This window comes from Microcoleus sp. Aus8_D2 (assembly GCF_036702665.1).
Classification (GTDB): Bacteria; Cyanobacteriota; Cyanobacteriia; order Cyanobacteriales; family Microcoleaceae; genus Microcoleus.
Window position 1 is genome coordinate 8,458 of the sequence record NZ_JAUBUN010000008.1, and the last position, 22,201, is coordinate 30,658.

Annotated in this window: 29 protein-coding genes; 15 read left to right on the plus strand and 14 right to left on the minus strand. The window is 44.4% G+C overall.

The genetic code is table 11. The features are described 5' to 3' along the window. Positions 1 to 237: 237 nt before the first annotated feature. Positions 238 to 1,542 (minus strand): TldD/PmbA family protein, encoded by a 1,305-nt coding sequence (locus QUB64_RS08395; RefSeq protein ID WP_333268287.1) that lies wholly within the window; start codon positions 1,540 to 1,542, stop codon positions 238 to 240. A gap of 404 nt (positions 1,543 to 1,946) precedes the next feature. On the opposite strand from QUB64_RS08395, the gene QUB64_RS08400 reads away from it, so the two are divergent. After that, positions 1,947 to 2,144: a hypothetical protein gene (locus tag QUB64_RS08400; protein WP_333268290.1), complete on the plus strand. Its 198-nt coding sequence runs from the start codon at positions 1,947 to 1,949 to the stop codon at positions 2,142 to 2,144. Between the two features lie 287 nt (positions 2,145 to 2,431). Here the strand turns inward: QUB64_RS08400 and QUB64_RS08405 are convergent, their stop codons facing one another. From QUB64_RS08405 to QUB64_RS08420, 4 genes are all read right to left on the minus strand, one after another. Further along, complete coding sequence (locus QUB64_RS08405; RefSeq protein ID WP_333394020.1) at positions 2,432 to 2,848, minus strand: hypothetical protein; 417 nt, start codon at positions 2,846 to 2,848, stop codon at positions 2,432 to 2,434. A gap of 203 nt (positions 2,849 to 3,051) precedes the next feature. Then, the gene (locus tag QUB64_RS08410) at positions 3,052 to 4,155 is read right to left on the minus strand and encodes an alpha/beta hydrolase family protein (RefSeq protein WP_333268295.1); all 1,104 of its coding nucleotides are present in this window, start codon (positions 4,153 to 4,155) and stop codon (positions 3,052 to 3,054) included. A 925-nt stretch (positions 4,156 to 5,080) separates the two neighbouring features. Further along, entirely contained in the window at positions 5,081 to 5,602 is a 522-nt protein-coding gene (locus tag QUB64_RS08415; protein ID WP_333268298.1) for a tetratricopeptide repeat protein, read from the minus strand. A 48-nt stretch (positions 5,603 to 5,650) separates the two neighbouring features. Beyond that, positions 5,651 to 6,010: a single-stranded DNA-binding protein gene (locus QUB64_RS08420; protein WP_333268300.1), complete on the minus strand. Its 360-nt coding sequence runs from the start codon at positions 6,008 to 6,010 to the stop codon at positions 5,651 to 5,653. A gap of 329 nt (positions 6,011 to 6,339) precedes the next feature. Here QUB64_RS08420 and QUB64_RS08425 point away from each other — a divergent pair, with 329 nt between their 5' ends. The 3 genes from QUB64_RS08425 (at position 6,340) to mreD (ending at position 8,804) form a co-directional block, all read left to right on the plus strand. After that, complete coding sequence (locus QUB64_RS08425; protein WP_333268302.1) at positions 6,340 to 7,347, plus strand: rod shape-determining protein; 1,008 nt, start codon at positions 6,340 to 6,342, stop codon at positions 7,345 to 7,347. Between the two features lie 87 nt (positions 7,348 to 7,434). Continuing rightward, a complete protein-coding gene (gene mreC / locus QUB64_RS08430; protein ID WP_333268304.1) occupies positions 7,435 to 8,238 on the plus strand; it encodes a rod shape-determining protein MreC in 804 nt (267 codons plus the stop codon). Next, a complete protein-coding gene (gene mreD, locus QUB64_RS08435; RefSeq protein ID WP_333268306.1) occupies positions 8,238 to 8,804 on the plus strand; it encodes a rod shape-determining protein MreD in 567 nt (188 codons plus the stop codon). Before mreC ends, mreD begins: the two co-directional genes overlap by 1 nt. A gap of 326 nt (positions 8,805 to 9,130) precedes the next feature. Here the strand turns inward: mreD and QUB64_RS08440 are convergent, their stop codons facing one another. Next, positions 9,131 to 9,922, minus strand: a complete 792-nt coding sequence (locus tag QUB64_RS08440) for an HAD family hydrolase (RefSeq protein ID WP_333268308.1) — start codon at positions 9,920 to 9,922, stop codon at positions 9,131 to 9,133. A 249-nt stretch (positions 9,923 to 10,171) separates the two neighbouring features. On the opposite strand from QUB64_RS08440, the gene argB reads away from it, so the two are divergent. The 7 genes from argB (at position 10,172) to QUB64_RS08475 (ending at position 12,922) form a co-directional block, all read left to right on the plus strand. After that, entirely contained in the window at positions 10,172 to 11,083 is a 912-nt protein-coding gene (gene argB, locus QUB64_RS08445; protein WP_333268310.1) for an acetylglutamate kinase, read from the plus strand. A gap of 92 nt (positions 11,084 to 11,175) precedes the next feature. Then, positions 11,176 to 11,322, plus strand: a complete 147-nt coding sequence (locus QUB64_RS08450) for a hypothetical protein (RefSeq protein ID WP_333268312.1) — start codon at positions 11,176 to 11,178, stop codon at positions 11,320 to 11,322. Positions 11,323 to 11,515: 193 nt separating this feature from the next. After that, entirely contained in the window at positions 11,516 to 11,770 is a 255-nt protein-coding gene (locus QUB64_RS08455; RefSeq protein WP_333268314.1) for a type II toxin-antitoxin system ParD family antitoxin, read from the plus strand. Beyond that, on the plus strand, positions 11,767 to 12,072 hold the full coding sequence (locus tag QUB64_RS08460; RefSeq protein WP_333268316.1) for a type II toxin-antitoxin system RelE/ParE family toxin: 306 nt from the start codon (positions 11,767 to 11,769) through the stop codon (positions 12,070 to 12,072). Before QUB64_RS08455 ends, QUB64_RS08460 begins: the two co-directional genes overlap by 4 nt. A 20-nt stretch (positions 12,073 to 12,092) precedes the next feature. Continuing rightward, positions 12,093 to 12,239, plus strand: a complete 147-nt coding sequence (locus tag QUB64_RS08465; protein WP_333268319.1) for a hypothetical protein — start codon at positions 12,093 to 12,095, stop codon at positions 12,237 to 12,239. 48 nt (positions 12,240 to 12,287) lie between these two features. Next, complete coding sequence (locus tag QUB64_RS08470) at positions 12,288 to 12,581, plus strand: DUF433 domain-containing protein (protein WP_333268321.1); 294 nt, start codon at positions 12,288 to 12,290, stop codon at positions 12,579 to 12,581. Beyond that, positions 12,578 to 12,922 (plus strand): DUF5615 family PIN-like protein, encoded by a 345-nt coding sequence (locus tag QUB64_RS08475; protein ID WP_333268323.1) that lies wholly within the window; start codon positions 12,578 to 12,580, stop codon positions 12,920 to 12,922. The genes QUB64_RS08470 and QUB64_RS08475 overlap by 4 nt, the downstream gene beginning before the upstream one ends. A gap of 113 nt (positions 12,923 to 13,035) precedes the next feature. Here the strand turns inward: QUB64_RS08475 and QUB64_RS08480 are convergent, their stop codons facing one another. From QUB64_RS08480 to QUB64_RS08495, 4 genes are all read right to left on the minus strand, one after another. Continuing rightward, positions 13,036 to 13,425, minus strand: a complete 390-nt coding sequence (locus QUB64_RS08480) for a hypothetical protein (protein WP_333268325.1) — start codon at positions 13,423 to 13,425, stop codon at positions 13,036 to 13,038. A gap of 68 nt (positions 13,426 to 13,493) precedes the next feature. Next, positions 13,494 to 13,883 carry a type II toxin-antitoxin system VapC family toxin gene (locus QUB64_RS08485; RefSeq protein ID WP_333268327.1) on the minus strand — a complete coding sequence of 130 codons (390 nt, stop codon included), beginning with the start codon at positions 13,881 to 13,883 and terminating at the stop codon, positions 13,494 to 13,496. Then, positions 13,880 to 14,218, minus strand: a complete 339-nt coding sequence (locus tag QUB64_RS08490) for a hypothetical protein (RefSeq protein ID WP_333268329.1) — start codon at positions 14,216 to 14,218, stop codon at positions 13,880 to 13,882. Before QUB64_RS08490 ends, QUB64_RS08485 begins: the two co-directional genes overlap by 4 nt. Before the next feature lie 46 nt (positions 14,219 to 14,264). Then, positions 14,265 to 14,393: a hypothetical protein gene (locus QUB64_RS08495; protein ID WP_333268331.1), complete on the minus strand. Its 129-nt coding sequence runs from the start codon at positions 14,391 to 14,393 to the stop codon at positions 14,265 to 14,267. Positions 14,394 to 14,461: 68 nt separating this feature from the next. Here QUB64_RS08495 and QUB64_RS08500 point away from each other — a divergent pair, with 68 nt between their 5' ends. Continuing rightward, positions 14,462 to 14,824 (plus strand): papain fold toxin domain-containing protein, encoded by a 363-nt coding sequence (locus QUB64_RS08500; protein ID WP_333268333.1) that lies wholly within the window; start codon positions 14,462 to 14,464, stop codon positions 14,822 to 14,824. Between the two features lie 19 nt (positions 14,825 to 14,843). Next, complete coding sequence (locus QUB64_RS08505; protein ID WP_333268335.1) at positions 14,844 to 15,218, plus strand: hypothetical protein; 375 nt, start codon at positions 14,844 to 14,846, stop codon at positions 15,216 to 15,218. Positions 15,219 to 15,415: 197 nt separating this feature from the next. Here QUB64_RS08505 and QUB64_RS08510 read toward each other — a convergent pair whose 3' ends face one another. Both QUB64_RS08510 and QUB64_RS08515 read right to left on the minus strand, forming a co-directional pair. Continuing rightward, positions 15,416 to 15,862 carry a hypothetical protein gene (locus tag QUB64_RS08510; protein ID WP_333268337.1) on the minus strand — a complete coding sequence of 149 codons (447 nt, stop codon included), beginning with the start codon at positions 15,860 to 15,862 and terminating at the stop codon, positions 15,416 to 15,418. A 369-nt stretch (positions 15,863 to 16,231) separates the two neighbouring features. Next, positions 16,232 to 17,851 (minus strand): peptidoglycan DD-metalloendopeptidase family protein, encoded by a 1,620-nt coding sequence (locus QUB64_RS08515; protein WP_333394024.1) that lies wholly within the window; start codon positions 17,849 to 17,851, stop codon positions 16,232 to 16,234. Positions 17,852 to 18,238: 387 nt separating this feature from the next. On the opposite strand from QUB64_RS08515, the gene QUB64_RS08520 reads away from it, so the two are divergent. Beyond that, positions 18,239 to 18,844 carry a helix-turn-helix transcriptional regulator gene (locus QUB64_RS08520; RefSeq protein WP_333268341.1) on the plus strand — a complete coding sequence of 202 codons (606 nt, stop codon included), beginning with the start codon at positions 18,239 to 18,241 and terminating at the stop codon, positions 18,842 to 18,844. A 200-nt stretch (positions 18,845 to 19,044) separates the two neighbouring features. Beyond that, positions 19,045 to 20,832 (plus strand): cellulose-binding protein, encoded by a 1,788-nt coding sequence (locus QUB64_RS08525; RefSeq protein WP_333268343.1) that lies wholly within the window; start codon positions 19,045 to 19,047, stop codon positions 20,830 to 20,832. Positions 20,833 to 21,165: 333 nt separating this feature from the next. Here QUB64_RS08525 and QUB64_RS08530 read toward each other — a convergent pair whose 3' ends face one another. Beyond that, a complete protein-coding gene (locus QUB64_RS08530) occupies positions 21,166 to 21,747 on the minus strand; it encodes a DUF948 domain-containing protein (RefSeq protein ID WP_333268345.1) in 582 nt (193 codons plus the stop codon). A gap of 103 nt (positions 21,748 to 21,850) precedes the next feature. Further along, positions 21,851 to 22,192, minus strand: coding sequence for a YtxH domain-containing protein (locus QUB64_RS08535; RefSeq protein ID WP_333268347.1), 342 nt, complete (start codon positions 22,190 to 22,192; stop codon positions 21,851 to 21,853). Positions 22,193 to 22,201: the final 9 nt, after the last annotated feature.

Below are 22,201 nucleotides of genomic sequence, written 5' to 3' on the forward strand. Positions count from 1 at the left end.
CTAGGATAAGAGGACTAAAGTCCTCACTACAAACCTATTTTATAGCTGTCTATTTGTGACAGAAACAGTTTTTTTTGCAAAGCCTGGTTTGTAGTGAGGACTTCAGTCCTTCTTAACTCAACTAGGATAAGAGGACTAAAGTCCTCACTACAAACCTATTTTATAGCTGTCTATTTGTGACAGAAACAGTTTTTTTTGTGGCTGTGTCGGAGTCACCTGAAATTAACCGCACTGAAATTATTGTCTCGAAGCTACACCCAACTGTTGAAACAGCATACTCGGCAAATATGCCCCACCACCTACCCATTCGGCTTCGGTACTTAAATCTGCCAAATTTTTAAAGGCTTCAAAAATGCTGCCTGCCACCATTGTATTCTTGACGCGACCGACAATTTTGCCTTTTTCTACTTTATAGCCTAAGTCTAAGTTGACAGAAAATTCGCCAGCTAACTGATTTGACTGACCGGCCCCTAAAACCTGTTCTATTATAAGACCTTCGTCCATGCTAGCAATCAAGTCTTGGGTGCTGGTGTTTCCTGGGGAAATACAGAAGTTGGTCAAGTCTGGGCCCGGGCGAGACAATCCGCCACGGAAACCGTTACCGGTCGATCGTACACCGGCGCGGGCGGCCCACCTGCGATCCCAATAAAATCCGGTGACAGTTCCTTTGTCAATCAAGACTTTGCGGGTGGTGGGGGTTCCTTCGTCGTCGAAGGGACAAGTGGAAGGGCCTAGGGTGGGGTCTTCAAAAAAGGTGAAGCGTTCGTCAAATAAGGTTTCGCCGATTTTGTCGGCTAGGGGAGAGGCTTTTTGAACTACTGCTTGACCTGAAAGGATGGTATCAAATAAACCTCCGAGGGTGCTGGCGGCGGCTCTGGGGGTAAACAATACTGGGTAGGAACCGCTGGGGATGGTGGCTGAATGTTCGGCGAGGCGGTATTTTTCGAGGAGCGATTGCAGGATGCTGTCGGTATCTAGGGGTCGATCGCGCGCGACATCGTAACTGTATGCTTGCATAAAGTCTTCTCCTTGTACCAAATTTCCGGCGATCGTCCCGCTGACGATTTGGCTGCTTCTTTCGGCATACACGTCTTGCGTCGTGGCAATTTTGACGCGGCCGCTGCGGACGTGGAAGCCCACATCTACCATAATATCGGCATTGTAGGCGTGAACTTGCTCGATGAGGTTTTTGCCGTTTTCGACTAATTCAGCGGTTGTGGGCGGAGTGTAGGTGGTTTCCGGGCCTTTGAGGTGGAAGTCGGAGGCGAGTTCAAATTCTGCGGGGTCGCCGATTTCGGCTGTTTGAATTGCTGCATCTACTAAGTCGTCTATCCGGGTTAAGTCTGTGGAACTAGCAAAGCCGATTTTGCCTTGGTAAATTAGCCGGAGTGCTACGCCTTGCAGTGCTTTGGTTTGCAGGGACTTGAGGCGATTGTTTTCAAATTCGATCGGCGTGTCTTGACTCGACAGGTAATATACTTCAGCGGCATCCGCTCGCTGACTTGCCAATTTCAAAATCTGCTCTATGGTTGAATCGCTCACAATAATAATAGCCTTTCAGGTTGGTCTTTTTTTATTTTAGCGAGTGTTTCGCATGAAAATAGTCTCTCTTACCTTGACCGGCAATAACGCCGACTTAATAGAAGCTGCTGCAAGTCAGTGTCGCCGATTGGGTAGCAATACGAAGGACAGTTTTAGATCTAGTCGAGTATCCAAAACCCTTACTGGCTATATGGTGGACTATTTTTTCTTTCGTTTAAGTCCAGCCCTAAGTTTCGTAAAATGCGTTAAAAATGACAGGGCTTGCCCTCTAAGGCTTACAGGGCCGTTAAAAAACTGTCCGAACTATTGGGTAGATGCTTGTATTGTAATTGATACTGGCGTCTCTGACGAGAGTTTAGCCATTGCTTCGGCCATTGCTGGAGCAAAATATGTAGAGCGCAAATTTGAGTGGGTATCTGACTTTGCTGCTGCTCGGAATTTGGGCTGGGAAGCCGTCAAAAAAAATCGGTGCAGATTGGGCAATTATTTTCGATACAGGCGATCGCATTCACCGACAAGTAAATAGTATTCGAGATGGGAGCGATCGTCTAGGAGGTGACATTTTTCTAGTTGGCGAAAGTCATAGAAGTTACTGCAAATAAAAAAATATATAATTGCGACCACCTTAAAATATATCGGTGCGACTAGCGATTGGCAAAATTATAGTTCAGATTAGGGATGTTAGATCTCTTCCAAAAGTCTTTTTGAGCAATTTTTGGAACGGGCTCTCCGGCCCATTCCACAAAAATTTTTTTTTCTGTGGAACGGGCCGGAGAGCCCGTTCCTAACTATTTTTGCAAGAGGTCTGTTATTAAGATATTGCTCGAAAGTCGATTTCGCGCGATCGTGGCGATTGCTCTAATTCATTTTTTCATCAAAAAAATTACTCTTACAATATCCTAGGCCACGCCACTGCAAAAAGTACGATTAAATTACTAGACCAAAAAAGCAGTAACAACCACAATAAGCTGCTGACAACTATTGGATTGTGATTGTTAAGTTGAGCCATTGCTGTCACAAGCTGTTGACCTTGCCATAATTGCCAAATTCTAAAAGCTGTGTACATTGTTCCGCTAAACACTACCAAGCTGGGAAACAAAACACGACTCAAAATCTGCTCTGCTGCAATTTGGACTATTAAAACCACTAAATAGAATCCCATAATTTTTCTGGGTTCGGGAGAGCGCCACCAGATAAACAAGGCAATTCCAGGAAGTAATAGTCCTATAAAAACTGCTAACTTTATCCATATTTGAATAAAGTTAGTTTCTGAGGTGCTGTAATTAATCGTCTTTGCGATGGGCAAAGTATCCCTAAACATTAACCAGTTGATGGGCAACAATATTAGAGTAGCAAAAGCGATAAACAAAAGCGTTGTTTTCCAACAAAATGCCACAATTTATTACCTCAATGTTTGAATTTTAGTAGCGAGACGATTGTGCGCCGATTCGGTGACTGTTTTGCAGAAACTATTGTGAGGTTTGGATCTTATTGTTTGTTTGCACTTAGCTACTGAGTTTGCCTTGGGATGCCAACTTTCCGTTTTCTCCAACGATGACTTAATGCCGCAATACCAAACATCAGCAATCCTGGCAGAGAAGATGGTTCTGGAACTGCAACGCTGGTGACGCTGACATTTGGATCTAGGGCATCTCCTTGAGAGTAAATATAATCACGCGCAACTGGGTCTTCAAGCATATTTGCTCGCAAAAATAGGGCGCTCCAACGCGCGATCGTTTCAATCCCAACGGCTCGCTCTAGTGTAGCAGTGTTGCTGTCGGGGATCGCACCAACAGGGCGATCGACATTGGTGATGCTAAAGTGATTGGCATTATTAACACTAATCAAAGTTTTGGGCGGTGTTTGAATGTTATCAAAGGTGCGTTGGGCTCGCTCGCTCAGGGCTACACCATCGCTCTGCCCTTGAATCAATGCCACTGCAATGCCATCATTAGCAATGGGGACATATTCATTAGTAATTGGATTTCGCAAGTTGGCTCCAAAAAATACACCTGCTAATAGTTCTTTCGGCCTGGTAAATGGCTCTCGACAGAGAAACAATTCTGTGAGACATTGGTTGGCGATCGCCGATAAGCCCACCGCACCACCAAAAGAATGACCCAATAAACCGAGGCGCTGCGTATCGACAACAGACGCAATAGGAGATGTGGGCTTTGTATTCTCGATCGCCATTTGAGACAAAACCGCCGCAATTTGCGAAGTTTCTGACGCCAAGTTGGGTGGTAAACTGGGATTGAAGGGCGAAGGGCGTAAATGGTTGGGCACGACTACCACAAAGCCGTACCGTGCGACGAGGCTAGCATAATCTGAGTAAAACGATTTATCTACAAGCGCACCTTGCAATAAAAGTGCGATCGGAAAAGAGTAATTTCCCGAAGTAAGATCCGATGGTTGGGGATAGTAAATGTCTGCTAAATCGTTATTAGCAGATATCGTGGTGCTGTAACGATCCGAGCCGTCAAATTGCGGCGAGTAATCGAGGGTTGCTGCGTAGGTTTTGCCGCCAACGGCAACAGCAATTGCAACAATTGCACAGATGATAGATATCTGTTGTGCCGATATAAAATTAGCGCTAATATTCATAATTAACATGGCTCTATCGGGGTACGAAAGCTATATATAAAATAGTAAATCTGGGATTAGTTTAAGTAACAATGGGAAAAATCTATAGATAGATTGTATGAGCAATCCCCTTGCTTGTGCGTTGCCATTATTTTGATAACTTTTGATAAATATAGCAGTTTGCAATATTTGCGGTTTATAGCCATTACAGTTCTCATTTGTGCAGGCATTTACCCTGAATGAATCGGAGCTGCACCTGGACTTCTGATGCAGGTGGTATCCAAATACTGCCTTAAATTTATACTCTAAACCAATTTATAAAATCTACCTAAAGGTAGAGAATTGGTTGCCTATTTATAGCAAACAAAGTAAATAGTTTGCTTCCCTAAAATTGAATTATGAATCACAATTTAAATGGCGGAATTTCAGTGGCTGTACCATTTATAAAAAATCTGACTACCAAACAAGTGTTTGGCTTGTTTTCTCAATCCAAAGCGTCAGGTGCGGATCTATCAACTTGTTGCTCTTTTTTTAGGGATTGTCTGTGGATACGCACCGTAAAAAGACTGAGGTCAGCTTATAGATTATCTGCTTCTAGCAGCGGTAAATCTGGTGATGGTGCTCTTGGTTGCGATCGCTCGTAATGTTGGCGCCATACTTTATAGTAAAGAATCGGCACAGCCGATCGCGATAATAACAGTTAGGCGATTTCCCCAGCCATCTGAGAGATGGCTAAGCCTTGGAAAATCGGATGGATCGGTAAGGATAATTGCCGTATTAGCTTAAGTTGTTATCAATGGCAGTCCTGGCCGCAGGGACGACTCCTCGAAACCGGGTTTTTTACCCTTACTGCGGGTAACAAGAAGGATTTTCGTAAAAAACCCGGTTTCTGACTCCTAGTGCGTAAGTTTTAAAGGGTCTTTTTCTTGTTTAAGCATTATATTTTTGATAAAATCTAACTCAGCCAAGCTAAGCCTGCTAAAGTAAGAAATATCGCCATTAATGCCACCCATACAAATAGATTGCCTTTGGTATTAACCTGAGTCAAATCTACAGGTTCTGGTAAGGCTGGCTTTGGTTTTGCGTACTTGATATCAGCGTTCGGATTGGCTTGAAAATTAATTGATTTATTGTCATCCAAAGCTGCTAAATCGGGGATTTTTACCGTCCATTCGTCAGGGATACTGAGTTTGGGGGCTTCGAGAATGAACAGCAAGCGCTTTGCTTGTTGGCGGGTTTCTTGGCGGGGATGGCGGGTGAGTTTGCGGCAAAGCTCGATCGCCCTTGCTGTATCGCCAGAGGCTTCGTAGGCTGTCACCAGCCACATCTGCACCTCGCCACCCAACCGGGATGTGCGATCGACCAAACCTGTCGCTGTTTCTAAACTTTGGATAGCTTGACCGTAGCGGCCGCTCTCAAAAGCTACTCGACCAGCTTGGTACTCAGTTTCAACTATTTCTAACTTTTCGGAAGTCACCAGCCCTCACCCAATTGACAAATATTATTTTCCCCAATTCCCCAAACCCTAGAATTCGCTGTTGTGTGACGACATACCGGACTCGTTGTCGCGCTTGGAACCCAGCAAGTCTAACTGGTCTACCCTAATTACTGGCTTTGAGCGATTTGAACCCGTATTGCGGTCTTGCCAGCGATCGAACTTCAAAGAGCCAGTTACTCCAATTAGAGAGCCTTTGCGAACGTAGTCAGCAGCAATCTGCGCTGTTTTGCCCCAGATTTCCAGATTAAACCAGTCTGGCTGATCGCTGTTCTTCGTTTTGCGGTTGACTGCCAGCGTCAAATTACACTTAACTGTACCCGACTCAAAATACTTCACGTCCGGGTCGCCGCCGACGCGGCCTACTAAAGTCACAACGTTAAGACTCATAAATTTTTTCGGGAATGTGCTCGATTGGTGATGTAGTTAAAGTCTCCCAGACGCGCGCTCGCCTCCAAACTGAACTTGGAACAGCGCGAATCAGGGCTTCATCCTGATTTTACACCCACTGACGAGAACATATTTATTGTGGATGATTGGCGAGTCTGCGATCAACTTATGCTCGACAATGTACATTTCTGACTAGACTCAGGATGAAAAACGTAATAGAATCCACCTCGGTTACACTTTTGTAACAACATTATTGCACACATTAGTATTTTAGTTTGGGGGGGTACAAATCAGTGGGTCTTCTCAATCGATTTTCCTTATCTAGAGATATGGGTATCGACCTCGGTACTGCTAACACGCTCGTTTATGTATCCGGCAAAGGTATTGTTCTGCAAGAACCGTCCGTAGTGGCGATCGACCAAGACTTGAAAATACCGCTGGCTGTCGGAGAAGACGCTAAAAAAATGCTCGGGCGCACGCCTGGGAATGTCATAGCACTTCGCCCGCTGCGCGACGGGGTAATCGCCGACTTCGATACGGCCGAACTCATGCTCAAGACTTTTATCCGCAGGGTTCACGAAGGCAAAAGTTTGGTTTCGCCACGGATCATTATTGGCATCCCTAGTGGTGTCACCGGAGTCGAGAGGCGGGCTGTCATTGAGGCGGCTACTCAGGCCGGTGCTAGAGAAGTACGGTTAATTGATGAACCTATCGCGGCGGCGATCGGGGCTGGACTGCCTGTGGCTGAGGCAACTGGCAATATGATTATAGATATCGGTGGGGGTACGACGGAAGTTGCGGTTTTGAGTTTGCAAGGTACCGTGATCAGCGAGTCTGTGCGGGTGGCGGGCGACGAACTCAATGAGGCGATCGTCCAATACATGAAAAAAGTTCACAATTTGGTCATCGGCGAACGCACTGCTGAAGAAATTAAGATTCAGGTGGGTTCTGCATATCCAACGACCGAGGATGACGACGTGATGATGGAAGTGCGGGGCTTGCACTTGCTCTCAGGTCTACCGCGAACTGTTACAATCAAAGGCCCAGAAATTCGCGAAAGTATGTCGGAACCGCTTTCAGTAATCGTGGAAGCTGTCAAGCGTACTTTGGAACGCACTCCCCCGGAATTAGCAGCAGATATTATTGACAGAGGAATTATGCTGGCCGGTGGTGGCGCACTCATGAAAGGTTTAGATACTCTGATCAGTCACGAAACTGGAATTGTGACTCACGTGGCAGCAGATCCTCTGTGCTGCGTGGTTTTGGGAACTGGTAGGGTTTTGGAAAACAAACAGTTGGAACGGGTTTTCAGCGGGCAGTCGTCGCGCAATATGTAGTTAACAAATTTGGGATTTTGGATTTAGAACTAGGGCTGCCATCTAAAATCTAAAATCCTGACATAACAATTTTACATTACTGAAATTATGCTAAAAAACACAATCCGCAGGTGGTGGGATCTGCGCCTACAAATCGCTCTTTTAGGTTTAGCTGTAACTGCGGCTTGGGGAGTTCGACAAACACAAGGTGCTGCACTGTTTGAAGTTTACAATTGGGTGTCTCGTCCGTTTCACGCCAATGGCTCTGGGCAAGAGCAGATCATCTCGGCTAGAACTCAAGAATTGCAAGCGCAGCTATTAGAATCTGAGGCTCAAAATCAGAAGCTAAAAGAGCTTTTAGGTTACGTTTCTGCTAAGAAACCTAAAGGGATTGTTGCTCCGATTGTGGGTCGCAGCGCTGACCATTGGTGGCAACAAGTAACGTTGGGGCGAGGCAGTAAGGATGGGATTAAAACAGATTTTACTGTCATGGGTCCCGGCGGTTTGGTAGGTCGGGTTGTCAGCGTGACTCCTAATACTAGCTTGGTGTTGTTAATTAGCGACCCTACGAGTCAATTGGGTGTGGGAATTACCCGCAGTCGCAACATGGGTTTTATGCGCGGGAAAGGCCCCAATCAGGCTGTGATGGAGTTTTTTGATAATGTTCCTAATGTCAAGCCTGGGGATCTAGTTTCAACTTCTTCTTTCAGTCAGTTGTTCCCTGCTGGTTTGCCTGTGGGAAAAGTGGTTTCGGTGGATATGAATAAAACTCCTGCTCCCGAAGCTGTTGTTGAGTTCTCTGCACCGATGAATGCTCTGGAGTGGGCGGTTGTTTATCCCCACGATAAGCAAGCCGAACTCAAGGCTTCGCAGGGTGAATCTTCTGCACCTTCGGGGGGAGCAAACCAGTAATGAAGCGTTTATTTCGGATGTCTTCGCGATCGCGCCAATTTCTCAACTTCAGCGTTACATTTGTTTCTGTGATGCTGTGCATACTGATATTGCCCACTCGGTTCCCGGGAATGGAATTGTTGGGAATTGGTCCGAACTGGCTGTTAATTTGGTTGGTAGCTTGGAGTATTAAGCGGAAACGTACAGTTTGGGGAGCTGCTAGCATGGGCTTGGCTTTGGGGTTTCTTCAAGATGCGATGACGGCTCCTTATCCCACCCATGCTGTAAGTCTAGTTGTTGTAGGTGTCTTAACAGTTGTTTTGCAGAAAACTTGGTCGATTCCGGCTGATATTGTTGAGAGAGATCCGATTCCGATCGCCTTAATTGTGTTTGGGATGGCGGTGCTGGCGGAAACGGTGATGGGGCTGCAATTTTTGGCTATGGGCGATCGGGCTTTACTGGAAATTTGGAGCTATCACCAGCGAGTGGCTTTGTGTTCTGCTATTCTCAGCAGTCTTTGGGCTCCGGTAATTTATTTTCCCCTCAATCGCTTGTGGGAAATGACCAGGAATTTTGAAAAATCTTAGTCATAGGGCATAGGGCATAGGGCATAGGGCATGGGCCAAACAGGGCATAGGGCATAGGGCATAGGGCATAGGGCATAGGGCATAGGGCATAGGGCATAGGGCATAGGGCATAGGGCATAGGGGATTAGTCATTAGTGCTGTCCCCACTCGCGAATATTAGTCATCAGTCATCAGTCATCAGCCATCAGTTAATAGTTAATAGTTAACTAATTGGGAGTTGCACACGAGTGGCGAGAAACCGGATTTTTTACGAAAAGACGTGTTGTCGCCCACTGATTCAGTAAAAAACCCGGTTTCTAAGGTTCGGAGTGCGTCCAAGACTGTAGTCAGTCTACTATCACTTGTTGCGCCGATCCTAATAAGTGATGAACGGCAATAATCAAGTCGCTGAGAATGTAATTAGGCTGGTGCTTTTGCAGTTGATAGCGGCTGCGAATGCCGCAGGTAACGGCAATTGTGGGTATTCCCAATGCTTGTCCTGCGAGGATATCTGCTTCGGTATCTCCGATCATCCAAGCCGAACTCAGGGATGACTCAAATTCTTCTGCAACTTCCGCCAACAATTCGGTTTTTAAGGCTGTATAGTTGTGATAAGCGGCATCCGGCATCTGAGTTCCGCGAATGCTGGTAAACAGTCTGGCTAAACCGTAATTTTGCAACAGTTGAACGGCTTGATTTCTCGGCCGCAGGGTGACTAAAATAAGCCGCACGCCACGAGAGTGCAAAAGTGCGATCGCCCATTGCACTCCTGGCTGGATGCGATCTAAGTGCAACAAGTCTGGCTGATTGACGATCCGACTCACGCATCCGAGAAAAACATGAATTTCTTCTCCCGACAAGCCGGAACTTTTAGCTATTTCAGCATCGGGCACTCGGTTTTGTTTCATTTGCCAAAACTGCTGTTTGCTGAGGATTTGGAGGTTGAGGTTGATTCCCTGGGCCCCGTAGGCTGCTTGAGTGTCGGCTAATCCCTGTTGATATGTGGTGTAGTAGCGATCGGACACATCGACTATGGGCCCGTCTAAATCGCAAAATACCGTCATCCGGGGGGACGAGTCAGCGTCTGATGGTAGGTTGTACTGAGGGTTTTGAGAGTCCGGGGCAACAGCAGTTAACATATAAGGTTAAGTAAATCAAGGGAGTTATACATTTCTTGACTTTAGCAAGATTCTATAAGTTATAATACAAAATTTTTAGTCAGATTATTAAAAAAACCTATTAAGATTTTGAGGATTGGTGTGAATAAGGGCGATCGATCCGGCTGGCGCGTCCATAAAATCAAGGAAAAAAGTGATTTTTGTGGCTGTTGATATGTGCTTTAACCATTAAAGTTTAGAATTAAGTTTTTAGTCTTTTGTAATTTACCCATGCTCAAACAAAGCGATTTTGTTAGGAATTCGGACACTAATCGAGTAGAGGTGCTTTCCGAAGCACTGCCTTACATCCAACACTTTGCCGGTCGCACAATTGTGGTCAAATATGGCGGTGCGGCGATGAAAGATAGCACTCTCAAAGACAAAGTAGTTCGAGATATTGTACTGCTAGCTTGCGTGGGGATGCGTCCGGTTGTGGTTCACGGCGGCGGCCCAGAAATTAATATTTGGCTGGAAAAACTGGGAATTGAACCACAATTTAAGGATGGTTTGCGGGTGACTGATGCCGCCACAATGGAAGTCGTAGAAATGGTTTTGGTGGGCAAGGTAAATAAGGAAATTGTTTCGTTAATCAACCAAGCTGGCGGCAAAGCAGTGGGATTGTGCGGCAAGGATGCGAATCTAATTCAAGCTCGTCCCGATGGCCGAGAAGGAATTGGGTTTGTGGGTGAAGTTAGCGGCGTGAAAATCCAGATTTTGGAGTCTTTGGTAAACAGCGGTTATATTCCGGTAGTGTCGAGCGTGGCGGCGGATGAACACGGTCAATCTTACAACATTAATGCTGACACAGTTGCCGGAGAAATTGCGGCTGGTTTGGGAGCAGAAAAGTTAATTTTGATGACTGACACTGCGGGAATTTTGGAAGATTATCACAAGCCGGATACTCTGATTGCTAAGTTGGATATTCAGGAAGCGAGAGAGTTAGTTGAGTCGGGCGTTGTGTCGGGCGGGATGATTCCGAAGGTTAATTGTTGCGTGCGGAGTTTGGCTCAGGGTGTGAAGGGCGCTCACATTATTGATGGGCGAATTCCTCACGCTTTGCTGCAAGAAATATTCACGGATGCGGGGATTGGCTCGATGATTGTTGCTTCTGAGTTTAGCGGGGCGAAGTTAAGGCACAAGTAAGGCATAAATTTTAGCGTGGGGCGGGTAAGTGAAGCGGTAAATCCTTGCTTTACCCGTCCTGAGAATCGCTTTTTAGTTTCCTGGTAGGACTTGTGGGAACTATTGTTGAAGTGTACGATCTGGTAAAGGAACGTGAGTATTTAATGGAGTTTGCTGATAGTCAAGGGATTCAAGATGCTATGGCTATTGTGAAAGCAGATGAAATTTTAGTTCTGCAATATGAACTTGCAGTTGCTTAGTAATGTGAGGGGAGTAGAAGTGAGATAACGGCGATTCACGCTCGGGATAGCTACGCTCGCGCGTACTTTGGACTGAAAGGGATCTCGCCCGCGTGAGATTTGGGATGGGAGACGGGCGATCGCGACTAAACCGCTTTTTAAGCAAGTTTTGAGCCTAAGTTATAATAAAGATCGCTTTATAAGGAGCAATTAGATGAATATTGTCCTAAAACCAGAATACGAAGAGTTTATTCAAGCGCAAATGCAAAGCGGGAAATATGGCAGTGTTGAAGAAATAATTGGAGAAGCGATCGCGCTTTTGAGAGAACGAAAACGACACATCGAAGAACTGCGCGATCAAATAGCGGTGGGAAGCGCACAAATTGCTAAGGGACAAGTCACAGATGGGGAACTTGTTTTTGCCAGACTGCAAGAAAAGATCGATCGCATAGAACAGTCAGGGGTATGAACAGTTACACATTTTCCGATGAAGCTGTCCGAGACTTGAATGAGATTTGCGAGTACATTGCTAGAAATAGTTCCAAAGCAGCCAGCGAGCTTTTTGATGCCATCCGTCAAAAATGTAAACTTGTGGCCGAATTTCCAAATATGGGCAAACGTTATGAGATGTTGGCCCCCAATTTGCGCGGATTTATTGTGAGGGATTTCTTGATTTTTTACTACCCCAGATCGGACGGGATTGATATTGCTCGCGTGGTGCGTGGCGATCGAGATTTGGCATTATTGTTTTCAGAGTTAGGGGAAGATTAATCGGCGTTGGATGTATCTGAATGGCGATCGCACTTTTGGAAAAAAGGGATCTCGCCCGCGTGAGATTTGGGATGGGAGATGGGCGAGATCGCACTTTTGGAAGGAAAAGGCGCACTTTGGGATTGGGGATGACCACCGCCCTGACTTTTTATGAATTTTTTACCTAGTTCTAGCCTAAGCTATAATTAAAGATGGATCTGTCCTGTTAATCTCCGATGACTACACAATCTGTTTCGCGTTATGTCGCACGTCACCCTGAAATATTGCAAGGCGAACCAATTATCGCAGAAACGAGAACTTCTGTTCGTGCGATCGTAGAATTGTGGCGTTTGGGTATTACTCCTGAAGAAATTCCGATGCACTTACCTCATCTGAAATTAGCTCAAGTTTTTGATGCACTGAGCTTTTATTTGGATAATCAGGAAGAAATAAATACTTATATTGAACGCAATCGAATTCCTGAAGAATTGATTCATCCTGCTGTTAAATCAGCAATGGAAAAACTGTGAAATTGTTTGCAACTATCTATACAGATGAAGATGTTTCTAAGCTTGTAGCCACTTTATTGCGGGCTAGGGGTTTTGATGTGACGACAACGAGCGAACAGGGAATGCTGAGTCAATCGGATAGTCAACAATTGGCTTATGCTGCATCTATTGAACGATGTTTGCTTACTCACAATCGCGTAGATTTTGAGCGATTACACCTAGAATATATGACAGCAGGACACTCACATTCTGGGATTATTGTGATTCCTCAAAAGAACGCCTATGAGATTGCCCAACGGGTTGCTATTCTGTTAAATACGCTCACGGCTGATGAAATCGCTAATCAGCTTTTGTATGTGTAAAGCGATCGCTTATTAGAAAAATGGATTTCGCTCGCGTGAGATTTGGGATAAGGGGCGAGATCGCTTTATTCCCAAAGGGATCTCGCCAAAGTTACTGCTGTTTGATTTACACCCTAAACAAGAGTAGTTTTCACGTATTCGGTTACAGGTTTCAAATCGATATCATCATTGGAAGCCAACGTTTTAAATAGATGGCGCGGGATGCCGGCCGCCATCAAAGCTTCTAGATCGCGATCGAGCTTTGACCAATCCCCATAAATACCGACAAACTGAGTTACACAAGCTAAAGATGAATCCTTGGGGTCATTGACGCCCGTGTATCTGTACTCAATATCAAAACCTGCTTTTTCTCCGATTTCTTCAATATCCCAGTCCACAAGATCCATATCCGTTGGTTCAACAGCTAGGGCAATATGACCGGGCGGTATGGGGTCAAGTGGTTCGCAGCACCAACCAAAAGAAGAGTTCCACAGGCTCTTACCAACCGATTCTCGAATTTTCATGAGTTTTCCTCACTCAAAGTAGCAGCGAAACCAGGCTTTTCCTTCATAGCGAAGGCATTTTTTACGTTTCAATGAAGAGTTGTTACATCAGAATATGCTAGGATTTTAGCATCCGCAGTTAGTAACGGACACGCGCAAATCCTCGCCGTTGCGACGATGATTTGATCTGCGGGATCGCGGTGAAAACCTATAAGTTTAGTTGACTCGACAATAATCGGAATGGTGAGATCGAGTAGCTGCACTCCGGGATAAGCCAAAGCTTGTGTTAACCACTCATCAACTGTAACGGACAAAGTAAGTCTTCCCATTTCTACTAATTTAGAAACTTCCCAACAAGAAATGATGCTGATTCCTAAACCTTGAGATTGATATTGTTGTATCCAGTCCCGATGTTTCTGAGTCAGTCGCGGGTTATCGTCAACCCACCAAACCCATATATGAGTATCTAGTACAATCATTGTAACACTTCCCAATCTTCCAACGAAACCGCAGGTTCCAACGGTTCATCGTAGCGAATAACTGTGCCGCGTAAAGGATATAGAAAAGCATTGTTCATGGTTTCATTAACTAAATTTAGATAGCTAATGAATTCTCGATATCCATCCAATTCTGTTTGTTCTTCGGAAGTTAGACTTGATGCTTGTTGTTGAGCAGTTAAAGTTTTGATTCTCTCCTGGGTTTTGATAGAAGCGCTAAATATTAAAAGTCCGTTGACTAACTCAATGCGGACAGAACCTTCGCTTGGTAAGCTGTTGGGTAAGTGAGGCAGCTTGAGGGGCAAGTTAGCAATCATGGCATTAATTGACTGTATTTAATATGCTTTGATGTTGATTATTCAATTATACTAATTGCTGGGTGGCGTGTGACAAATATTCTACAGCATAAATTCTTTGGATGGTGCGATCGCACTTTTCGACTGAAAGGGATATCGCCCGCGTGAGATTTGGGATGGGAGACGGGCGATTCACGATCGGGATAGCTTCGCTCGCGCGTACTGAATTCAGTATAATATGAAATGGCTTAAAGATTATCTCTTATGACCGATGAGTTGCGACAACAAATTGCTGAAATAGCTAGTAAATTTAAGCTATTTGAATGTAAGGCTTGTGCTTTAAGTATCCAAGATTTTTTAATTCAAAGAGGTATTTCTGGAAAAAAGATAAAAATTTACACTGGCAGCGCCAAGGGAAAATATGGTAATATTTACCATGATGACCTGGGACAGAATATTTCTACGAATGGACGGCATGAAGGGATTGCAGTTCAAATAGATGGGGAGGTATTAATTTTTGATAATATCCATAATGAAGGAATTCCTAAACAAGAGTGGCTGGGAAAGTTTTATTGTTTAGCGCTCGATCTGGGCGGTGAATTTGAGATTGCGGAAGTTGAAATTTAGCTAATAAGGAAATAAAACGATGTTAGATTTGTATGATTTGCTAGGAAAGATTCAAAAAAGATCGTCTTTGTACTTGGGGAAACAATCGCTTAGCCATCTCCATGTTTTCTTAGATGGCTATACTTTTGCTCGCCGTCAACTTGGGATTCCTGTCACAGAAGAAGAAAAAAAGTTTGAGGATTTTCAAGAATGGATAGAGAATCGATTTAACCAAGCAGATACTCAATCTTGGAGTAGGATTATTCTTTTCTATTCTGAGGATGAAGCAGATGCACTGAAACGTTTTTTTGATTTATTTGAGGAATTTTTGAAGTGTGAAAAGTTACTAAAAGATGATGCAACAAATAATTACGAAATGTCGGATGAGTTGAGTGTTGTAGCTGGAAATATTTGAGTTTGATATTGATAGGGATGTCCGAGGGGCGAGATCACTTTGGAATGAAAGGGATCTCGCCCGCGTGAGATTTGGGATGGGATAGGGGCGCACTTTTGGAATGAAAGGGATCTCGCTCGTGTGAGATTTGGGATGGGAGACGGGCGCACTTTTGGAAGGAAAGGGATCTCGCCAATAACATTACTGCCAGATAGCTATCAATAATCTAGGTCATAATTCATGGTAAAATTAATTGTGCTTTCTCCGGTTCCTAAAGGAGTACGTACAGAACGGGGAAATAGGAACTCGAAACTAGACACTCCATTGCCAAAATCAATGTAATTACCGCCACTTCGACCCATAACAAGCACAGTTTCTTGCCAATTTCCACCGTTTACTCTATACAGAAACGGCATAGGGCCCGTGTAGCCAGCCGTCTGCTCTGCATTTACATAGAAACCACCAATCTGTTTAGCACCTGATACTGTATTATAGGGGCCAAACTTGCACTCAAAGCTAAATTCTGCTCTGGGAATGAAACAAGACCCTCTTCTTTCTGGGCCAGCCCAGTTGTTTGCTAAAGCCACAAGGGGAACTGACATTAGAATTGCTAGGATGGAAAATGTAGCTCCTAAAATAGTAATTTTTGCAGTTTTTTGGGACATTATTTGACTCTAATTAGATGTAGGTTTACGTAGATTTGCATCGATTCGTAAGGGAGAGGAATAAGAGCGATCGCCCTTTTGGAATCAAAGGGCGATTGCCTCTTATAAAAAAGATAGGTCATACCTAGAAAGACTTAAATGACAATCGAAACTAAAATGTTTACCTCACAGAAAAACATACTTTTATTCGCTGACAAGTAGGTAGCCGGGGTTAAAAAAACTATGTAGCGGTATGTAAATAGGGCTAATGATTGCTGCTAGAGGCATTCGGATACTTTACAATCGATTACATAGTTTTCTTTTATAGCGGCGACTACTTATATTTGAGCTAAGGATTTACTTTTAGTCCGAAAATAATCATCAAACAAATTATTTCCATTGGAATGGAATGGTTTGTCTCTGCCACATATTTGTCTTGTTTCCAGTAAGTTTGTTGATTTCAACGTGTGAGTGAACTCCCTGAGATACGCCATTGTAACCAACTTTTCCAATTTGCTCATTTACTTCTACACGAGCACCTGCTCGTTTAAATTTTGATGGTATTGAGCCTTGTTGTAAGTGCAAATACATAGCTCGATAACCATCATCTATACCGTCATTGTCATCCAATTTTACAACCAAATAATTAGCAGTTGTTCCTTGCCTTCCATCATCAATACTTAACAGATTTGAATTTCTGTCAGGGGTACTATCCTTCCAATCAACTACTGTTCCGGCACGCATTGCGTATAGTTGTGTGCCAATTCTAGCGGGAAAATCAACTGCATACTGTTGACCAAACATCGAATTATGATTCCAACTAATCGGACTTGCTACACTTTGACCCAAAGGATGAACGAATCCTCGTAACGGATTAGAAGGTGATGGATTAGAAAATAGATTTTGTGTTGTAAGGGTGACTCTAGGCGTACCATTACTCAGCCATTCGAGAGTTCCTTTCTCAAAACTTTGCCGCCAATTGCCACTACCAGGAGGCAATTGTGATTCTTCACTGGTAGGCAAGCCAAGCTGACTATTTTGACCTCCTAAACTATTGAGGTAATAATTGCCCAGACTACCGCGAACAGAGAAAGTACCCTGGGCTGAGTGAAATATTGCACCGTTTTGGAAGTTTTGTCGCCATTTACTAGATACAAATTGGTATTCAGCACCCGTAGGTTTACCCAACTGGTTAGCTATACTTGGATTCCTGTCGTAAAAAGCACGAATGCTACCTTGGATAGGAAATGAACTCAACTGTTTCTCTATTAAATATTGCTGTCCGTCGATCGCGACAACCTCCCGATCGTCCTCACCCTTCAACGCCTGAAGCTCACCCTGACTCAACTCCTTACCCTGAACAACCCTCGAAAAAATCGCTCCCTCATCACCCGGTGAATCCGTAACATTCAACCGCGCATCAACAGAGTGCCCGATCTCTTCCAACAGCACATCCGCCACCGCCGCTGGATTCGCGCCATTCTGATCTAAAAATTCCTTCGATAAATAAATCGTATCCGTCGCCGCCGCAAAAGCCCCATTCGCCCCACCAATCTCAGCAGACGAGACAACTTTCACGGGGGGAATTGCACTAAAATCGCGATTAAACCATCCTTCAGCTAAGGCTTTCCCACCCGCAGCATCCCAGTTTTCGCCAAAAGCCACATTCATCTTAGTCACGAAATCTGGCTCAGCAGCAAACTTACTCAGATCCTCATATACCTCTGACATTGCCTGACCGGTGAGCAAATCGACAGAGCTATCCTGTAAACTGGTGTTGGAATCCGTTGTCAGCGCCTTAGCCATCAGAGTCGGCGAAGCGTCTGGCAAAATGATATTGTCGTAGCTGTTTGGCGTTAAAGTCGGGATATTAACTTCTTGACCGACACCCCCTGTTAGCGTGCGGTTAGCATCTAACTTTGGGATAATTCCTGGAGTCGGTTCTAGGCTGGTATTCCAAGGCGCGATCGCACTTTCGTTATTGAATTCAGGCGTGAAAAAATTAGACACGTTATTACCCATTTCCCCGTGTTGAATCGGAACAAGTACAGAGACTTGCCGCGTGTTTGCTTGTATTAAATAAACGATTTCATGTCAAAGCCGATCGCCCGTTCAGTCCAAACTCCGAGTATGTATACTCAAGAGCAAGACAGTCGATCGACCTGATGCACCATTAACTCCGATGAACCGCAACCGTAGCGGTACTTCTGAGCTTCTATTTATCTATCGGGCTGAGTCCGAAGTTTTTATGCAAAAGACTCGTAATTTATTACAAAACTTTACTTTTGCCTGCCAGACCCTTGCAAATACTAGCTTTGACGTTGGTTGAGGCGATCGCGCCCATTGCTGACTCTGAGTATTCCTACTCGGCGTCTCACCGCTTCAACAAACTGAACTATGCCTGATGTATATAACAATACAGTAAGTAAAGCTAGCATACAACTAACAACCGTTAGCAATTTCGGTTATGCTAACGTTAGCCACATCTCACCACCCCCGACAATGGCCTCAAAAGAAGACTTATTTGCCGAAGCTGCCAAACACTGGGACTTAGAAAGGCTTTACGAAGCTTTCGCAGAAGCTAAACGGCAAATCTCTCCCCGATCGCGCAGGGGACTCACAGAAACCGAAAAGCTTTATCTCCGAGGGCTGCTTTCCGGTTGCAGTCCCGCCGAAATAGCTAAAAAAATGTTTCAGACTCCCAAAAGTGCAGAGGTTTATTTGTGTAAAACTTTATACCAATATGTTAAAAAACTCGCAGATTTACCGAACGAACCAGTGGGAAATTGGAGAAATGTGTGCGATCGGCTACAGGAAGCAGGATTTAAAACTCTGTCTTCTTCTGAATTTAAAATGAATAATTCTTTGCCAACAGAAGCATTGGTAAAAATAGTTAATATAGGTTTTAAAGAAAGTACAGTATCAATTGATATAAACATTCGACTAGAATTCCCCTCAACTTCAGAAACTCCGAAAAAAGAAGACTTAGATAAAAACGATTAGATGGGCGATTTATGATAAAATATCAGAAATGCACCCACGCTAGCCTCAGAAACCCGGTTTCTTCCTAGATTTCTCGTCACTGTTCGCAAAAAATCGTAGAAACCGGGTTTCTTGTCAACGATGCGTTGTTATAAAAGATCAAAATTAAAACAGTCTCACCCGCTCAGATTTTACCTACAACAATCAAAATAGTCAAATCTATGTCTCGATTTAATGTACGGTCAAAAAATCAAGCTCTTGCCTTTGTCCTGGGTTTATTAATCTTTGTCATTTTCATTCCCGGATGCTGGGCTTTAACAACTAAGATTTCTCCAACACCTCAGCAAACAGATAACAAAGTAGCTGTCCGTGCCGATGTAAAAAACGCCTCAAATTCTCACTCTTCATTAGGGATTGGGCTGAGTGGTATTGCTGACTACTCAACAGAATTACCCTTTTTAGATGCTTTCAAATCTTCTAGACAATGGATAACTCAATGCGTCAGCGGACAACCCAACTGTAATGGTGAATGGGATACAGAAGAATACAAGCTTTTAAATCTTGATGAAAATGGGTGGGTGAAATCTCTCCCATCTCCCGAAGAGGCTCCTAAATATACGAGGGTAAGTACCCTATTACTTCGGGAAATCCCCAATCGCTATCCTTCCGGGCAATATATTGTTACTTATGACGGTGAGGGTGCGATCGAATATAACTTTGATGCCCAAAAAGATGATGCTGCATCTAAACCTGGGAGAGATATCATTAATGTCGATGCCACACAAGGCGGAGGCATAATGATTACAATTACTGCTACAGATCCTAAAAAAACAGGTAACTATATCCGCAATATTAAAGTTGTTCGCTCCCAAGACGAACAGCTTGCTCAAAGCGGTGAAATATTTAACCCGCTGTTTATAGAAAAAATTAAAAGGTTTAGAGTTTTGCGTTTTATGGACTGGATGGGGACAAACGGTTCTCAACAAAAAGAATGGTCAAACCGACCTAAACCAGAGAGTGTATCCTATGCTTACAGAGGAAATGTTCCCATAGAAATTATGGTGAAATTATCTAATAAACTCCAAGCCGAACCCTGGTTTAATATGCCGCATCAGGCTACGGATGAATATATGACTAACTTTGCTAAAATGGTCAAAGATAGTTTAGATACCAAACTGAAAGTTCATGTAGAATATTCTAATGAGGTTTGGAATTGGTCATTTCCCCAGTCGGATTATGCGTTGAAACAAGGTAAAGCTAAGTGGGGAGATAAAGGCGATGCTTTTATGCAATGGCACGGAATGCGTAATGCTCAAATGTGCGATATCTGGAAAGGCGTTTTTGCCGATCAAAAGCATCGAGTTGTCTGCGTGTTGGGCACTCAAAGAGCTTGGAGAGATTTAGCACATTATGCTTTGGAGTGTTCCTATTGGGTTGCTGAGGGCAATAAACCTTGTTATCAACATGGCATAGATGCCCTAGCCGTCGCTGGATATGTTAGCGGTAATTTGGGCGCGAAGGAAAATGTTAGCAAGGTAGAGTCTTGGTTGAAGGATGCCGATGGGGGGTTTGGGAAAGCTTTTAAGCAATTGAGAGAGGGCGGGTTGTTGGGTGGATTTAAGGATAGTTTGCCTGATGTTGAGAATGATTTTAAGTATTACTTGGATGAGGCTATAAAAAAGGGTTTAAAGTTATTTGTTTACGAGGGCGGTCAACATATTGTAGGTAGTGAAGGAGTAGAGAATAACGAAAAACTGACCAAGTTTTTTATGGAGTTAAATAGGCGTCCAGAAATGTATGATATCTACACTCAACTATTGAATAGTTGGAAACAATCTGGAGGCAGTCTTTTTATGCACTTTGTGGATGTGGGTGAATTTAGTAAGTGGGGAAGTTGGGGGGCTTTGGAGTATGTGGAGCAAAAGGAGTCGCCTAAGTATAATGCTTTGATGGATTTTATGGATAAGAATGTTTGCTGGTGGGATGGCTGTGCTCTTGAGGGAAGTTGAGGAATTGGGTAGGGTGCGTCACGAAAGGAAAACACGCTTTATATCATCTCCGGTCGATTACTATAACAAAAATGGAACGCACGTGCGGACTTAAGTCCGCAGCTATAGAGCGGACTTAAGTCCGCACGTGCGTTCCTTACTTATTGCGGTCAATCGACCGGACATGATATTATTTGTACGAAGGGAAATTTGCAAAAGTATTGCTGTTAGGTTTTTTTATTCTAATACGATCGATTGGTGCGTCGCTATGAGATTTGCTATGTTTTTTTGAGGATGGTTGATGGCGACACACCCTACAAATACTATTGAGGGACGATCGCGCTTTTGGTGCAATCAAGTATCGTTCGATCGCACTTGTTCAAAATCTTCAGCATCCGCCGGCAAACCAGAACCCTCGCCATTTCTCAAGCGCGGCGATTCGCCATTACCCGCAGCCGCACCGTAACCCCCAGAATACTTGTCATCCAAACCCGAATCCCTCAGCGAAATTGCACTTCTTTGACTCTGCGACAATCGATCGCCCGATCGGCGATTTGTCCCAGAAATCGGCGGCTTGCGAGTTAAAGTTTTCCAAGCAGCCATCACCCCACTCACCACGCTGCGAGTTGTTACCTGCACGTTGTGCGCCTGTTTTTTTGCAGTACCAATACTACGATCGACCTGTTTGACAACCTCGCCCGCACTTTGCACCCCATCACTGACATCATCCGTCAACTCGCTAATTTCCAGCCCCGTCAACCGAATCGCCTCCAAAGTCGGTGGAAACTCGCGAGAAAGCGTGTCAGCGAGCTTTTCCACGCTGCGGGCTGCCCTTGCTAGCGCTTGCACCGCAGGTATTAAAGTCACTAAAACAGCAGTTAAGCTAACTGCTACTAGCAAAATCGAAAGTCCTAGCCAGAATATGGGATCGCTCACTTGAATCTCGGATTTGGGGCTGACCTAAGTGTTGCAGTAAATCAAGAATTGCGATCGACTCGCAATGACTAAAATACCTTATTTTTGCTCGCTCCTCACCTGATTAGCGGACGGGAGGGCGCGATGGGGGACTCACTTCTACTTCTGTTTCCGTCAGCGTTTGGCGTTCCCGCTGAGTCGCTTCTAAACCCGCTGCGATCGCCTCCTTCAATCTAACCAAAGTTTCGTCCCAATTTCGCAGTGCAGTTTCCGAAAGTCGATCGGCCTGCAATTGCACGCTAGTCGATAAATCCTCCGCCAACTCCGGCAAAGCATCGGCCGATTTTTTCAAGATCTGCCGCGTCTCCTTGCCCGTTCGCGGTGCCATCAACAAGCCAGTCACGGCCCCGATCGCCGAACCCACCAACAGACCGCCAATAAAGAATCCTGAGCGTTTAGTTGACATTTTTATAAC

Bases quoted from the DNA above. Each gene is read 5' to 3' on its own strand.
- QUB64_RS08410 (WP_333268295.1), bottom strand. From the start codon at position 4,155: ATGTTAATTATGAATATTAGCGCTAATTTTATATCGGCACAACAGATA.
- QUB64_RS08420 (WP_333268300.1), bottom strand. From the start codon at position 6,010: ATGAGTCTTAACGTTGTGACTTTAGTAGGCCGCGTCGGCGGCGACCCG.
- QUB64_RS08425 (WP_333268302.1), top strand. From the start codon at position 6,340: ATGGGTATCGACCTCGGTACTGCTAACACGCTCGTTTATGTATCCGGC.
- mreC (WP_333268304.1), top strand. From the start codon at position 7,435: ATGCTAAAAAACACAATCCGCAGGTGGTGGGATCTGCGCCTACAAATC.
- mreD (WP_333268306.1), top strand. From the start codon at position 8,238: ATGAAGCGTTTATTTCGGATGTCTTCGCGATCGCGCCAATTTCTCAAC.
- QUB64_RS08440 (WP_333268308.1), bottom strand. From the start codon at position 9,922: ATGTTAACTGCTGTTGCCCCGGACTCTCAAAACCCTCAGTACAACCTA.
- argB (WP_333268310.1), top strand. From the start codon at position 10,172: ATGCTCAAACAAAGCGATTTTGTTAGGAATTCGGACACTAATCGAGTA.
- QUB64_RS08455 (WP_333268314.1), top strand. From the start codon at position 11,516: ATGAATATTGTCCTAAAACCAGAATACGAAGAGTTTATTCAAGCGCAA.
- QUB64_RS08460 (WP_333268316.1), top strand. From the start codon at position 11,767: ATGAACAGTTACACATTTTCCGATGAAGCTGTCCGAGACTTGAATGAG.
- QUB64_RS08465 (WP_333268319.1), top strand. From the start codon at position 12,093: ATGGCGATCGCACTTTTGGAAAAAAGGGATCTCGCCCGCGTGAGATTT.
- QUB64_RS08470 (WP_333268321.1), top strand. From the start codon at position 12,288: ATGACTACACAATCTGTTTCGCGTTATGTCGCACGTCACCCTGAAATA.
- QUB64_RS08480 (WP_333268325.1), bottom strand. From the start codon at position 13,425: ATGAAAATTCGAGAATCGGTTGGTAAGAGCCTGTGGAACTCTTCTTTT.
- QUB64_RS08485 (WP_333268327.1), bottom strand. From the start codon at position 13,883: ATGATTGTACTAGATACTCATATATGGGTTTGGTGGGTTGACGATAAC.
- QUB64_RS08490 (WP_333268329.1), bottom strand. From the start codon at position 14,218: ATGATTGCTAACTTGCCCCTCAAGCTGCCTCACTTACCCAACAGCTTA.
- QUB64_RS08500 (WP_333268333.1), top strand. From the start codon at position 14,462: ATGACCGATGAGTTGCGACAACAAATTGCTGAAATAGCTAGTAAATTT.
- QUB64_RS08505 (WP_333268335.1), top strand. From the start codon at position 14,844: ATGTTAGATTTGTATGATTTGCTAGGAAAGATTCAAAAAAGATCGTCT.
- QUB64_RS08510 (WP_333268337.1), bottom strand. From the start codon at position 15,862: ATGTCCCAAAAAACTGCAAAAATTACTATTTTAGGAGCTACATTTTCC.
- QUB64_RS08520 (WP_333268341.1), top strand. From the start codon at position 18,239: ATGCCTGATGTATATAACAATACAGTAAGTAAAGCTAGCATACAACTA.
- QUB64_RS08525 (WP_333268343.1), top strand. From the start codon at position 19,045: ATGTCTCGATTTAATGTACGGTCAAAAAATCAAGCTCTTGCCTTTGTC.
- QUB64_RS08535 (WP_333268347.1), bottom strand. From the start codon at position 22,192: ATGTCAACTAAACGCTCAGGATTCTTTATTGGCGGTCTGTTGGTGGGT.